A 13910-nucleotide genomic window follows, 5' to 3' on the forward strand; every position below is an offset into this window, starting at 1 on the left:
CCAGCATACCTTATTTACAAAAGCCCTTGCACCTGCAGGGCCGTTCTCAACACATTCTGCGCCCGCTCGGTGCCCATGCCCTCGTCGGCGAGCTCCAGGTTGATGGCCACCACGACGCGCGGGTTGTCGGCGGGCGCCATTCCCACGAACCAGCTGTCGTTGCCGTTCTCCTTCTCGGCCGTGCCGGTCTTGCCGGCCACCTCCACGCCGGGGAGGGCGGCGGCCGTGCCCGTGCCGTCCGTGACGACGCCCTTGAGCACGTCCTTCACGCGGTTGGCCGTCTCCTTGCTCACGGCCTGCAGGAACTTGTTCGGCGTGGCGGTGAAGCTGCGCTCGCCGTTGGCGTTGTAGACGCCCTCTACCAGGTAGGGGTTCATGATGGCGCCGTCGTTGGCGATGGCACAGCCCACGAGGGCCATCTCCAGCACGGTGGCCTGGGGCCCGGCGGGGCTGGGGTGGTTCTGGGGGTTCACCGGCTCGCCGGCGGCCGACCAGGCCAGCTCCCACTTCGTCATCTCGTCGGGCTCGGCCATGAGCGAGGTGGCGGTGTTCAGCGTGAAGTCGATCTTGCGGTTGAAGCCGAACTTGTCGGCGCCGTCCACGAGCTTCTCCGCGCCCATCTCCACGCCCAGCTGGCCGAACACGGTGTTGCTGGACAGCTCGGTGGCGCGGGCGAGCGTGATGTCGCCGTAGGAGTTCTTGTTGAAGTTCGTGACGGGCGCGTTGCCGATGTCCATGGTGCCTGGCGACGAGAACACGGTGTCCTCGCTGGCCACGCCGTCCTCGAGCGCCGTTGCCAGCGTGACGATCTTGAACGTGGAGCCGGGGGCGTACAGTGTCTGTATCGCGCGGTTCAGCAGCGTGCTCTCGCCATCGGGGTTGGCGTTGGCCTTCTCGATCTCGGCGGCGAAGTCGGCCGCGTCGTAGGTGGGCGACGACGCCATGCCCAGCACGGCGCCCGTCTCGGGGTCCATGACCACGCACGCGCCGGCGTAGCCGGAGAGCGCGTCCTGGGCCGCCTGCTGTATCTTCGAGTTCAGCGTGAGCGTGACGTCGTTGCCCACGCCGCCGATGCCGGCCAGCGAGTTCAGCACGTCGGTCCAGCTGGCGTAGTTCTGCTGGCCCTTCAACGTGTCGTTCTCGGCGGCCTCGATGCCGGACGTGCCGAACTGGGTGGACGCGTAGCCCACCACGTGGGTGGCCAGGTTGCCGGCGGGGTAGACGCGCTCGTAGGTGCCGTCCTCCTGCTGCACGCTCTGCGCGAGGATCACGCCGTCGTAGGTGGAGATGGTGCCGCGCTCGGTGCGCGACTCCTTCGCCATCGTGTGGTTGTTGCCGGGCATGTTCTGGTAGTAGCTCGCCTGCACCACCATGATGAGGGTGAGGTTGGCCACGAGCAGGGCGAACAGGGTGGACAGGATGATCATGGCGTGCGTGAGCCGCTTGCCCAGCGACACGCGCCCGAGCACGCTGTTCGCATGCAGCGAGGTGGTGGCGCTGGCCATTTCCTCGCCCACGCCCGTGCCCTCGTCGCCGCAGCGCAGCAGGAAGCCCACGATGATGAAGCTGGCTAGAAGCGATGAGCCGCCTTGGCTGATGAACGGCAGCGTGATGCCGGTCAGGGGGATGAGGCGCGTGATGCCGCCCACGATGATGAACGCCTGCAGAACCACGATGGACGTGAGGCCGACCGCCACGAACGAGCTGACGTCGCTCTTCGCGCGCGCCGCCGTCACGAAGCCGCGGATGGCGAAGCACAGGAACAGCAGCAGCACGCCGGCCGCGCCCAGAAGCCCTATCTCCTCGGCGATAACGGTGAAGATGAAGTCGCTTTCCGCGACGGGGATCTGGGGAAGCCCGTTGCCCCCGCCGGCCAGGCCGCGCCCGAGCCCCACGCCGAACAGGTCGCCGTCGGCGATGGAGTAGAGCGATTGAACCAGCTGGTAGCCCGTGTTCTGCGCATCGGCAAACGGGTCCAGCCATATGTCCACACGCGTTTGCACATGCCCGAACGCCAGGTAGGCGCCTACTCCGCCGACGGCGATAAGCCCAAGGCCCACCACCAGGTAGAACTTCTTGCCCGTGGCCACGTAGAGCATGATGAGGAACACGAAGAAGAACACGAGCGCGCTGCCGAGATCCTTCTCGAACACCACGATGAGCAGGGCGACCAGCCACATGAGCAGAAGCGGCAGCAGCGTGCGGATGTCGGGCAGGTTGAACGGGCCTGCACGCCACGTGAACACGGAGAGCATCTCGCGGTTCTGGGCGAGGTATCCCGCCAGAAACAGCACGATGGCTATCTTGGCTATCTCGCCCGGTTGGAACGAGAACACGCCGGGAATGCCGATCCAGATGCGACTGCCGTAGATCTCCTGCCCGATGACCGGCAGAAGCGGCGAGAGCAGCAACGCGAAGCCCACGATCATGAGCGTGTACTTGTAGTTGGCCACCTTGTCCAGGTTGCGGAACAGCACGAGCACGAGCACCATGCACGCCACGCCCAGGAACAGCCACATCACCTGGTTGATGGCGATACTGGACTTGTCCGCATAGGGCGCGAGCCGCGTGATGAACGCGATGCCTATGCCGGATAGGGCGAACGAGATGGGCAAGATGGCGGGGTCGGCCTTGGGCGCGAACTTGCGCACGGCCAAATGCGCGATGACGAACGCCACGAAGATGCCGATGGGCACGCCCAGCGTGGTGGCGTTCAGGCTCTGGCCTTGGTTTATGGCCAGCATGGCGAACAGCAGCACCACGATGGGCGCCGCCACGCACAGCAGGACGAGCTCGAGGTTGCGGCGCGTCATGCGGCACCGCCTTGCGAGTTGGCAGGCGCCGGCGGGTTCGCATCGTGCGTGCCGCCGGTGCTGCCGGCCGCGTCGGCGGCGGAGGCGTCGGCGTTCGCCGCTTCGTCCCCGGCCGGCTTGCTCTTGGCGTCAATGTCCTCTCGGTATTCCTTGACCAGGGCCTCGGCGGCTTCCACGCTGTCCACGCGCCAGCCTTCCTTCAGCCGTTCCTGGAATCCGGGTTGCAGGTCGCTCACGGACACGTCGGTCGACTCCACCAGCTCGGAATAGGTCAGGCCGAACACGTCGCCCGGCACGCCGCGGTAAATGGCCACCTTGCCGTTGTCGTCGGCGAGGTAGGCGGCGTTGTGCAGGTACTCGTTCGTGCCCCAGGCCGCGCCGCCCACGATGGCGGCGAACAGCACCAGCACGAGCGCGATGGAGAGCTTCGTCTTGCGCGCCATCTTCTTGCGGCGCACCTCGGCAAAGCCCGTGACGTCGGCCACGATGACGGTGACGTTGTCGTGGCCTCCGTTGGCGATAGCCTCGTTCACCAGCTGCGATGCGCAGCGCTGCGGGTCGCGTACACGGGCGAGCGTCGACTCTATTTCGTTGTCGCACACCATGCCCGACAGGCCGTCGGAGCAGATGAGCAGGCGGTCGCCCGTCTCCACGTTGATCTCGTACAGGTCGGGCTGGGTGTGCGGGTCGCTGCCCAAGGCGCGCGTGATGACGGAGCGGTTGGGGTGTGAGCGCGCCTCCTCGGGCGTGAGCTGGCCGGCCTCTATCATGTCGGCCATCAGGCTGTGGTCGCGCGTGAGCTGCTGGAGCTTGCCCTGGTGCAGCAGGTAGGCGCGGGAGTCGCCCACCTGGGCGATGATCAGGCGCTCGCCCTCCAGCATGGCGGCGGTCATGGTGGTGCCCATGCCCTCGCGGCCCCGCCCTTCGTGGGCGGCGCGTATGACGGCGCGGTTCGCCTCCTCAACGGCGCGTCCGAGCGCCTCGGAGTCGGGATGCGCAGGAGCGCGCTCGGCCAGCACGTTCACGGCGATTTCCGAGGCCACTTCGCCGGCGGCGTGACCGCCCATGCCGTCGGCGACGGCGAACAGGGGAGGCGTTACCACGAGGCTGTCCTCGTTGTGGTCGCGCAAGCAGCCGATGTCCGTGCGGCTGCCGAACGTGGTGGTGGCGCCCTTGCGCGTGTGCGGCGTGGACTTGTACGGGCGCTCGGCGGCCATCAGGCGAACCTCACGCGGATGGCCACGTCGCCCACGTTGACCACGTCGCCGTTCTTGAGCGCTACCGGTTCGCCGATGACCTGGCCGTTAACGGCGGTGCCGTTCGTCGAGCCCAGGTCTTCCACGAACAGGTTCTGCCCCATGAGGGAGAAGCGCGCGTGGCGGCCGGACACGTAGCCCGCGCCCACCACGATGTCGGCGCCGGGGCTGCGGCCCACGATGACGGGGCCGCGCACGACGATGGACACGCCGCGCAGCTCCTTCGGCCCGCGCTCCACCGACAGGTTCCAGGTGCGCTCCTTCTTGCGCTGTCCGCGCACGAGGCCGATGCCGGTCTTCATGAGGGCGAACAGGAACAGGTACAGCAAGGCTACGAACAGCAGGCGTCCGATCAGCAGTACGACGTCGATCACGAGTACACCCCTCGCTCTGTGCGGTTAACAACTATCACGCGTGCGCCTTTCGCGTCATTGGGCCTGGGTGAACACGAAGTTGGTCATGCCGATGGTGATGCGGTCGCCCTCGCGCAGCGGGTGCGTGGCGATCTCCGCGCCGTTGACGAGCGTGCCGTTCGTGGAGCCCAGGTCGGTGATGGTCCAGACGCCCTGGGGCTCGAAGCGCAGCTCGGCGTGGGTGCGGCTGGCGTTGATGTCGTGGACGACGATGTCGTTCTTCGACTCGCGGCCCATGAGCAGGCGCGCCGAGGCCAGCGAGTAGGTGCGGTTGTTCGTGGTGTCGATGAGGCTGGCGCGCACGGCGGCCTGGTTCGGCACGGGGCTCGCCTGCGCCGCGCCGCCTGCGAACACCACCGTGTCGGCGGCGACGGGGGCACCGGCGGGTACGGCTGCGCCGGGCTGGGCGCCGTAGGGGGCCGCCGCTGCGGCGGCGCCGGCCATGCCGGCCGCGGCCGCTCCCATGGCGACGGGGGCGGCTGCGGCCGCTGCGCCGGAGACGGGTGCGCCCTGCGAGCGGCCGTTCTGGCGGTAGTCGTCGAAGTCTTGGCTGTCGAACGTGTACTCGCCGTAGTCGATGGAGTAGTCGATCTCGTCCTCGGGCACGTAGGGCAGCGGCGGCTTGCCGTTCGGGTCGAAGTCGCCGTAGGCGTTCTGCGCGCCGAACTCGTCGAAGCCGGCGTCGATATCCTGGTAGGGCTGGGGATGCTGATAGGCGGGCGCCGGGGCGCTGTAACCGCCGGCGGGAGCTGCGGGCGCGGGCTGGCCGTAGCCGTAGGGCTGCGCGGGCGCGGCGCCGTAGCCGGGCGCGGGCGCCGGGGCGCCGTAGCCGGCCGGGGCCTGACCGCCGCCGATGCCGTAGCGCTGCATCTCCTCGGCGCGCAGCTGGGCGATGATGGGCGCCGCCACCGGCTCGGCGATGACGTCGAACTTGCCGTGCTTCAACCCGTCGTCCACGATGAAGCGCACGAGCGGCTGGCCGTCCATGACCAGGCCCTCGTCCGCGGCCTTCGCCGCCAGGTACGTCTCCGTCTCGCCGGCAAGCGTGGGGTAGTAGCCGAACAGGCGCTGGTCGTCGTCGGGGTTGACGAGCACCGTGTAGAGCGTGGGGGCGTACTGCTTGCCGGCGCCTACCATCTTCTCGCGGCGCATCTGCTTCTCGGCCTTCTTGGCAATCTGCACGGGCGAGATGGGCGCGTTGGCCATGCGGTCGGCCGCTCCCTCGAACGTGTCCTCCATCTTGCCCTCGAACCTCGAAAGAAAGCCCATTGCGTCTCCTTTATCGCACGCGCCCGGCCCGGGTGGGCTGCCTCGCGGGGGCGGCGCCGTGCGTCGCATCGTGCGCGGGGCGGGCATCGTGCGTGCATCAACGGTTCGCGCCTGCGCGACCCTGGTTGCCGTGTGTCCCTGCATATGACTATGCAATGCTCCATCTTGCCATAAACCCGTTGCCTTCTCGGCATCCTTTACGCAATCGTCATTATTCTGAAGAGCGAGAACCTTCAAGAAAAGAGGGCGCGAAAATGGGGCAAGCCGCGCTTTCGCCGCGTGCGGCGCACTGCACCGCGGAAGGGGGTCGACGTCAGGCGCGGTGCACTGCACGGCGAGAACGGGCGATGCCGCGTGGGATGGCTGCGCGGCGGGCGAGGGAGGCCGGCCCGACCGCGCTCCGTGCTGCCTGGACCGGGGGCTTTACCTGGCCGTGTGATCCTCTTCCAGAATGAGGCTCACGGCTTTCTGGATGGTTTCTCGGTCGTAGGGGAGTCCCATGAAGCAGGAGTTGATGATGGCGCCTTCCATGAACGCGCAGAGGATCTTCGCGCGCTGCTCGTCCATGAAGGGCTCGCATCGGCGCAGGAACGACTCGAAGGCGCTCCTCGTGATATCTTCGACCTCGGGGTCTTCGATGGCCGCTGCGTAGAGGGCGGCATCGGCGTGCACCCGCTGGCGGTCCGAGAGGTACTCGTTGATGAAGTCGGCAAGCGCCGTCGCGTTCTGGATTCCCTGCTCGGTGACGCGGAACGCCTCGTCGTACTCGCATTCTATCCTGCGGGCGACCTCGGCCAGGCCCTCGCGGCGCAGCTCGTCGATGCTCTTGAAATACTGGGTGGTCGAGCCCAAGGGCACACCGGCCTCTTCCGCAACCCGCCGGTTTGCCCAAGGTTTGGCTGATCTGCCTGAGTGTTGATTCTGCGACGTTTTGACCGCACGTGTCTCCATTCGGCTTCACGCCGAGGTACAGCTCGCCTCGACCGTGTTTGTTTAGGATGGCAACGACGGACACTGCGCCCTCTTTGAGCTCAGAGGTGAATTTCTTGAACTCGACCTGCTCCGTTTCGTGCCCGAGGCTCATAGGATCGTCCTTCCACGCTGCTCCGCCTCATTATTCTTCTGGGCGTTCGTTTCGTGGTGCCGTATATTCGACCCTTCGCTTGATCTGCTCGCAGGCCCAAGCCCATTCGATGCGCTCTTGCTCGAGGCGCAGGGTGCGCAGGTTGCAGGACTCATCCCCGGCGAGGACGAGTGCGAGGGCCTCTTGCTCGGACGGCGTGAGGTGCGAACAGGTTGCCTTGCTCGGCGTCGGCTCTTCCACGCAGAGGTCGCGATAGCGATCGAGCGTGGGCGCATCCATCATCAGCGAGGTGACGTGCCCATGATGGCTGCGCAGCTGGTTGAGGATGGCGAAGCCGTTGCTGTCGAGGTCGCCCCAGTAGAGAAGCGGCACGTGGGAAAGCCACGGCACGCTTGCCAGCTCACCGACGGCGAATCCTCCGCCGTGGATGGCGATGACTCCCGGAAGCGGGGGAAGTGCGAGCACATTCACCATATTTTCGCAGATGAGAACGCAATCGGGCAGGCGAGGCCACCTGCCCAGCTGCTCAACCGATAGCGCGAGGTCGGTCAGATCGCCCGGTGCCAGACGCTCGTCGAGCACGTGGACGCGGAACTGCCCCGCTTGCCGTGCGAATTGCGGGTCGCGCCCGGTCAGCGCTCGGTGCAACGGCTTGACCAAGCCCTGATGGCCCTCCATCCATTTTGTGTCGATGCCTCGGATGGGTAGCTGGCGCACGAAGTAGGTCGCGTCCTGGTTGTCCACGAGCCAGTCGAGCGCTAGCAGCAGCATCTCCCAATCGCGCTCTTCGAGCTCGCAGCAGCGGCCGGCGACAGCGCGCACTGCCGCTACGAGTGCATCGGGATCGGTGGAGGGGCACGCCTTCGACCAGCGTTCGCTATACCGCTCTGCAAGGCGGAGCGTTCGTTCGCTCATCCGCTCCCACAGCGCGCCGGCGCCGGCCGCGCGTGCGATGTCGCTTGGACTCTCCAGTGTTAAGCGTACGGGGATCGTCTGCTGCCCGATGCTCCCCCAGTTGCGGGAGGTCCACTGCACGTCGCCTGCCAGCGGGCTTGAGTGCCACGTTCTCGCCCAGGCACGCGCGGCGTTGCGGTCGGCCATCGCCTGTTTCTCGGTGGGCGGATGCAGCGGGATCGAATAGGCTTGGGGTCGTTCTCCCGCACTTCCACAGGAAGATGCAAACAGGGCGGCCGCCCATGCGCGGCAGTCGCGCTCGAAGCGCTTCAGAGCCTTTGCCGCCGCCTCATCCGGGGTGATCATGCAAACGTCACTCATCGGCTTTCCCTCCCTTCTGCTGCCAGTGCATCGTTTTCGAAAACTACGGGCGAAAGCCTCGATCTCTTCTCGTCTTCGCAGGTGACTACCACGATGGATCCGATATGGTCCTCCGCCGTCTGCAATAGTTTGCCAGGCGTGGCCAGAACCATGTGGAAGCCGAACGCCCCGAAGATGGCGAGCGCATCCTCGGCGAAGAAGCGGTCCGAATTGTTGAACGCCTCGTCGAGGATGATGGTGCCGTAGGAGGGGATGGGCTGATCCTCGTCGGCCAGCTGATAGCGCAGTGCGGCGGCGAGACAGAAGAAGACGAGCTTCTGCCTTTGGCCGCCTGAGAGGCCGCCGTCGCTGTCGTGGGCCTTCAGCTCGCTGCCATCCTCGGTCACCTCGCGGGCGATGAACTTCATGTGGTCGGGCGTGTTCAAGCAGGCCATGCGCCAGGTGCGGTCGGCTGTCTCGCTCGATCCGAGGCGCTTCATGACGGCGGCGGTGCGCTCGTAGCGCCGCTCTGCCGAAGCGAGGTCGTCCTCGCTCCACGATCCCTTCGTGATCTCCTTCAAGTCGGCCAAAAACTCGTCCACCCGCGGCCCGCGATTCTCCTTGACCTCGATCTGCAGGTGCACGCCCGAACGGTACTCGGACAGCAGTAGCGAGCGGTTGACCGGCTCGAGCCGCTCCCTCACCTCGCGGAACGCGTTGCGGATCTCAGAAGCGATGACGGTGATCTGGTCCTGGCTGAAGCTGTTGAGCACCTCGAGGAACTTGTGCTCGTACTCGGGCAGGCCGCTGGCCTTGATCTGCCGGTATCGGTCAAGGTAGGCGATCCGATCCTCGAACCGGCCGCTGAGGTCGGCGGCTTGGGCGGGCCACTTCATCTTGTACTGCTGCAACACCAGCTCGGCCTTCCGCCGCGCGTTCTGCTGCGCGCGCACGGCTTTGCCGGCGCGTTCGTCCAGGGCGCGCTGCACACGGTTCGCCGTTTGGTACACCGAGGACACCGATGAGCGGAAGCCCTGCTCGGTTTCCTCAAACAGCTTGGTGAGCTGCCCTTTTGTCTCCGCAGAAAGCGGCGAGCCCTCGTCCCGCCCGCGTTTGGCGCGCTGCTCGAGGTCGTGGATTTGGTCCTCGATGTCCTTCAGCTTCTCCTCGTTCGCCTGTTGGGCGACGAGCGCTTTCTGGACGGCCTCGTTCGCCGCCTCGAGGCGTGCCTCCGCCTTCGCGCGCAACGCCTCGGCCTCGCGGAACTCGTCGCTTTGCTCGAGTTCTCGGTAGAACGCCTCGGCTCGTTCGCACTCGCCCTTGGCCTGCGCCTCGTCGTAGTCGTCCCAGGGCTTCGACCGTAGGCTCTCGTCCAGGCGGCAGATCGCTTGCAGACGCAGCTCCTTCGCCGTGATGTCGTTCGTTTCCGCGCGGGCGGCCGTGAGAAGGCGTTCGCATTCGGCCAGGTCGCCCTCGAACCGCTCGATCTTCTGGTCGTTCGTGCTGCCCAGCACCCAGCGACTCCGGTCGGCGATGTTACGCCGGTCATCCTTCACATGGTGCTCGCCGGACTTCGTCTGCCCGCCGCGCGTGAGCGCCTTGGGGTGTCGCTCCATATCGGCGGGGGTATCGACGCACACGTAGTTGAAGCGCTCGCGCAGAAGTTTGTTCACCCACAGCGCGAAGGATTCGTGGTTCGGCACGTTCGCCACGGTCACCTTCCGCACGAGCGACTTCTCGTGGAGGGCCACGCCAGGGACCGACACCCGGTCGGGCACCGCGTCGTACTCGAACCGCTCACCGAGGTGCCGGGTTTCGAGGAACTCGTTAATGGCCTCCGCGTGCCGCCGTTCAACGAGCATCGTGCGGGCCCGTCCACCCAACAGCCGCTCGATGGCTGGCTGCCATGCGGCCTCGTTGGGGTTCACGTCGATGAGTTCGCCGACGAACGGCAGGTCGGCGAGGGAGAGCCCCAGTTGATGGGCGATTGATGTCCTGATGGCGTGCAGCTTCGAGGGGATGTTGCTCCGCTGTCTGCGCAGATGTCGAAGCTCCTCCGAGATATCGGTACGGCGCTCGCGTAGCTCGCCCACCCGTCCGAAACGGGACACCTTCTCGTCCTCGTTGCCGTCCAGCCACGAGCGGGCTTCCTGCGCTTTCGCCGACAGCTGGCGCTTCAGGGCCTCGAACTCCTCGCGCGTTGCCGGCAGTGCGACGCCGTCCCACGTGGCGAGATCCTGCTTCAGTGAATCGCGGTTCTTCTGCACGTAGAGCAGCTGGCGGTTCCGCTCGTCCACCTGCATGTGCGCCGTATCGAGCGCGACGCCGCCCCGTTTGCTCAGCAGCGCCATGGCGCTGTCGTGCGCCTGCTTGGCGAAGCTCTGCTCGGCTTTGGCCGAGGCAACGTCCTGGACGAGCGCATCCGCTCGGCGCGCCCTCTTCTCGAGCTGCTGCTCCAGAAGCTCGACGGCTGTCTCGTCGGCGAACGGGTTGAGCGCGTCCAGCAAACCGCGCGCCTCGACCTCTGCAGCCAGTGCCTGGGCGTGCGTCTCGTCGTGTACGAGCAGCGGCTCCAGGCACTCCATCTGCCTGCGCTGATCCACCACACCCTCGTGCGCTTGCGAGAGCTCTTGGAACTGCTCGACGGCCGCGTCGGCTAGCTCGAGCGTGCGGGGTGTGTCGAGCATGTACTTGCGGAACAGGTCGTCGAGCGAGCCGATGTCTTTGGCCGCCTGCGTTTTGTGCAGCAGGATGAGCGTCTTCGGGCTGCTGATGCGCAGCACTCCGCACAGGTGCGCCTCGAAACTGGCATGATCCCTCCAGGCGCGGCCCGTCTCCTTGAAGTCCTTGTTGAACTTTGACATATCGGCCTCGTTCATGCCGTACGCCGCGAAATCGTGCAGTGCGCAGTCGCCGCGCACCACCGCGTAGAACTTCTTGAGCCCCTCGCGGCCCACGGTGTTCGACTTCTGGAAGAAGATGCCTAGCAGGTTGACCGGCTCGTGGCGTCGCCGTTCGGATCCTTCGAGCTCGCCGTAGGGGAAGCCGTCCTCGTAGCGCAGCATGACGCCGCTCCATGTTGCCTGTTTCGGACGTAGGTAGGCATGGGCCAGTTCGCCGGCCGCACTGGAGCGCCGACCCCACACGCCGCGCACGTAGTTGCTGATGGAGCGTTCTTTGTCGCGCTGGTTGCCGCTGTTGGCGGCGGCGTTTAGATGCAGGTGGCTCGGTGGCGTGAGTACGGTTGACACCGCGTCGAGGATGGTGGACTTTCCCGAGCCCGACGCGCCGGTCAGAAGCAGGCCGCGCCGGTCGACGGGGAGGCTCTGGTATCCGCTGAACGTTCCCCAGTTCGCCATGTCGACGCGGGCGAGCCGCCACTGGCCGGGATAAGGCACGTCGGGAAGGTCACTCGGCTTCAGCATTGTTATCGCCTCCTTCCGCGAGAGGCTGCGCGAGTTCGAGCATGCGCTCGAACTCCTCGTTGACCGCCTCGGCCTCCTCGGTTCCGAATATCAGCTTGAGGACGGGTGAAATCTCGAAGCGGTCCTCCGCGTCGCTTCTGATGAGGATGCGGTAGTCGACCAGTCGGTTCCACGATGCCTTCAGCCGGTCCTGGTAGCCCGACTGGTCCTGCTTGGTTAGGTTGCGGTACTGGGCCAGCTGCTCGAACAGCTCACCCTGACCGATGAACACGCGGTTGGCCCCGCCCATCTGTAGCTCTTTGCGCAGGGTGAGCACCATGATGGTGTCGAGCAGCGTCATTGCGTTGCTGCGCGCCGCTTTCGGCACCTCGCGTTCGTCCGTCGAGACGTTGTGTGCGAACGCGACGCCCGCCTCCTGGTCGACGCATAGCTCTAGGAACAGATCGGCCAAACGCGAGGCCAGCGCCGCGCGGTGGTTGAGGAGCGCGCGCCACAGCGGTGCGTCCCGCTTCTCGTGGAGGTAGGGTCCTCGCACAAGCTGTAGGAGAGCGCAGCGGGCGTCGAAGGGGAGCGTGCCCGTATCCTCGGGCCACAGGCGCTTGTCATCGAGGGGCGCTTCGGCCGCCAGATTGAAGGCGACGTCGGGAGAGTCCTCGTCGGCGATGCCGTAGGGGTCGGGTGCGAAGTCGGTCATCAGCGAACCTCCTTGGTGAACAGGAACTTTTCGATGCGCGCCTTACGCATCTGCCCGCTCTTCGACCGCCAGCAGACGGTTTCCGCTCCGCCGGCGCGCATGCCTTGGTCGGCGGCGAGCATCATGAGTCCCGCCACGCTGGCGATGCCCTGGGTGGCGGGATGGGCCGCGAGCACCTCGGCGATGGTCGCTCCTTCGCCCCGCGCTTCCAGACATGCGTTCACGTTGCCCGTCAGCTCGTCGAAGTCTATCTCCTCCTCGCGCACCTGCTCGTGCAGCTCGGCGAGCGTTATCGGCCGCGCCTCCTCGACCACTGCGTCTTCGATGGGCGGGGCGGTCGCGGCGGCGGGGCTGCGCAGTTCCAGACGTGATATCGGCGCGATGGGTGTCTTGGTGAGCTCCAGTTCCAGGGGGAGCGCGTGCGTGCCGCGATAAAGCTCGGTGAGCGTGCCGGCCGTGCCGAGCGCCCGGTCGAGCAGCCGTTTTAGCACGCGGTCCTGCTGGAAGCTCTGGCTCTGCACGAGCCTGCGCAAGCCGCGCGCTAACCCGGTCATGGTCTCGTTGACCTCGCGTCCCTGATCGAGCAGCGTTTGTAAAAAATGCCTGAGGAAGCGACGCTCCTCCGGGTCCAGCTCGCGGGCGAAATCACAGTCGAGGATGAGGTCAATGTCGTCCTGTAGCTTCTCTGAAGCTTCCAGGTTCCGCAACAGATCGTAGAAGCCTCGGAACGACTGTCCCGAAGGCGATTGCGCGATATGGTCGACGCCGGCGAACACGTCGGCCAGCGTTTCCTGATAACCGTCCTCATAGCCGATGATCTGCGCGTACAGGCTCTTGTTAATGTGCTCGAAGTCGGCGCTCACGTTCACGAAGTCGCGCGGTATCTCCTGCGCCATGTTGAGGATATCCCTCGCCTGCTCGAGCGCCTGGGCGGGATCCATGACCTCCAGCTCGCCTTGATCGAGAGCCGCGAGCTGTTCGTCAATGCGTTGTTTCTCGGACAACAGCACTGAGCGGCGACGCTCGTAGTCGGGATCGGTGGCTAGCGAGAGATCGGCTATGCGGTCGAGGATGGTGGACAGCCGCGACTTCGTTGCTGTGCGATGAGGTTTGGACAGCCCCTTGGCGAAGGAAATGGCAGCGAGTGCTCCACCTGAAAGCTCGTAGGTTTCCTGGCGACTGCCGGTCATTGGTTTGCGCATCAGGTATCCGTCGCGGCGCCACTGTTCGCAGTACTCGTTCGCCGAGCGCGTCATGCTGATACCGGGCACCCGCTCCCGCAGCTCCTCGAGGTCCGCGTCCACGAGGCCGACCAGATCTGTCACCGTTCGCTTGGAGGTTTCCCCGCCCAAGTGCTCGTCCAAGATGGCTATCACGACCGCCGCGTTTTGGGCGTTCAGAAGCTTCCAGGCTGCATCGTCCTGTTGCAGGGATTTGAACGCCAACGTGTTCGAAACCACCGCCATCGCGCGCCTTCCGATCATTTGCGGCCGAAATGGAGCCAGCTGCGCTTCCCAACGCCAACCAGATCCATCGTCGATAGAGTAAGTGTAGCGGAAGCGGCCACATTGCGTGGGGCGAAGCTGGTACAGATGCGCGGTAATGCTGAATAATTATGCCGTTCATCGGAAAAATTCAGTTGATCACATCGACCGACAGTTTCCATGATGGCATTTGGTTGTGGGTTTTTATGCAAAGCAGA

9 protein-coding genes and 1 pseudogene are annotated in these 13910 nt (G+C 65.7%); all 10 read right to left on the reverse strand.

The window, feature by feature from the left end:
* Positions 1-14 precede the first annotated feature (14 nt).
* A complete protein-coding gene (locus C1877_RS12660) occupies positions 15-2813 on the reverse strand; it encodes an FtsW/RodA/SpoVE family cell cycle protein (RefSeq protein ID WP_114569330.1) in 2799 nt (932 codons plus the stop codon).
* Entirely contained in the window at positions 2810-4030 is a 1221-nt protein-coding gene (locus C1877_RS12665; RefSeq protein ID WP_114569331.1) for a Stp1/IreP family PP2C-type Ser/Thr phosphatase, read from the reverse strand. Before C1877_RS12665 ends, C1877_RS12660 begins: the two co-directional genes overlap by 4 nt.
* Positions 4030-4443, reverse strand: a complete 414-nt coding sequence (locus C1877_RS12670) for an FHA domain-containing protein (RefSeq protein ID WP_041239204.1) — start codon at positions 4441-4443, stop codon at positions 4030-4032. Before C1877_RS12670 ends, C1877_RS12665 begins: the two co-directional genes overlap by 1 nt.
* A 54-nt stretch (positions 4444-4497) precedes the next feature.
* Complete coding sequence (locus tag C1877_RS12675; RefSeq protein ID WP_114569332.1) at positions 4498-5751, reverse strand: FhaA domain-containing protein; 1254 nt, start codon at positions 5749-5751, stop codon at positions 4498-4500.
* A gap of 423 nt (positions 5752-6174) precedes the next feature.
* Entirely contained in the window at positions 6175-6609 is a 435-nt protein-coding gene (locus tag C1877_RS15805) for a TetR/AcrR family transcriptional regulator (RefSeq protein ID WP_049784046.1), read from the reverse strand.
* A gap of 55 nt (positions 6610-6664) precedes the next feature.
* A pseudogene (locus C1877_RS16040) lies at positions 6665-6835 on the reverse strand (AlbA family DNA-binding domain-containing protein); the annotation flags it as partial.
* 30 nt (positions 6836-6865) lie between these two features.
* Entirely contained in the window at positions 6866-8110 is a 1245-nt protein-coding gene (locus tag C1877_RS12685; protein ID WP_114569333.1) for a Wadjet anti-phage system protein JetD domain-containing protein, read from the reverse strand.
* Positions 8107-11514: an ATP-binding protein gene (locus C1877_RS12690; RefSeq protein WP_114569334.1), complete on the reverse strand. Its 3408-nt coding sequence runs from the start codon at positions 11512-11514 to the stop codon at positions 8107-8109. Before C1877_RS12690 ends, C1877_RS12685 begins: the two co-directional genes overlap by 4 nt.
* A complete protein-coding gene (locus C1877_RS12695; RefSeq protein WP_015540145.1) occupies positions 11498-12208 on the reverse strand; it encodes a DUF4194 domain-containing protein in 711 nt (236 codons plus the stop codon). The genes C1877_RS12690 and C1877_RS12695 overlap by 17 nt, the downstream gene beginning before the upstream one ends.
* Complete coding sequence (locus C1877_RS12700) at positions 12208-13674, reverse strand: DUF3375 domain-containing protein (RefSeq protein WP_114569335.1); 1467 nt, start codon at positions 13672-13674, stop codon at positions 12208-12210. The genes C1877_RS12695 and C1877_RS12700 overlap by 1 nt, the downstream gene beginning before the upstream one ends.
* Positions 13675-13910 lie beyond the last annotated feature (236 nt).

The sequence above is a fragment of the Gordonibacter pamelaeae genome, assembly GCF_003340385.1.
In the GTDB taxonomy this organism is placed as follows: Bacteria; Actinomycetota; Coriobacteriia; order Coriobacteriales; family Eggerthellaceae; genus Gordonibacter; species Gordonibacter pamelaeae.

Bases quoted from the DNA above. Each gene is read 5' to 3' on its own strand.
- C1877_RS12665 (WP_114569331.1), bottom strand. From the start codon at position 4,030: ATGGCCGCCGAGCGCCCGTACAAGTCCACGCCGCACACGCGCAAGGGC.
- C1877_RS12685 (WP_114569333.1), bottom strand. From the start codon at position 8,110: ATGAGTGACGTTTGCATGATCACCCCGGATGAGGCGGCGGCAAAGGCT.
- C1877_RS12695 (WP_015540145.1), bottom strand. From the start codon at position 12,208: ATGACCGACTTCGCACCCGACCCCTACGGCATCGCCGACGAGGACTCT.
- C1877_RS12690 (WP_114569334.1), bottom strand. From the start codon at position 11,514: ATGCTGAAGCCGAGTGACCTTCCCGACGTGCCTTATCCCGGCCAGTGG.
- C1877_RS12700 (WP_114569335.1), bottom strand. From the start codon at position 13,674: ATGGCGGTGGTTTCGAACACGTTGGCGTTCAAATCCCTGCAACAGGAC.
- C1877_RS12660 (WP_114569330.1), bottom strand. From the start codon at position 2,813: ATGACGCGCCGCAACCTCGAGCTCGTCCTGCTGTGCGTGGCGGCGCCC.
- C1877_RS12675 (WP_114569332.1), bottom strand. From the start codon at position 5,751: ATGGGCTTTCTTTCGAGGTTCGAGGGCAAGATGGAGGACACGTTCGAG.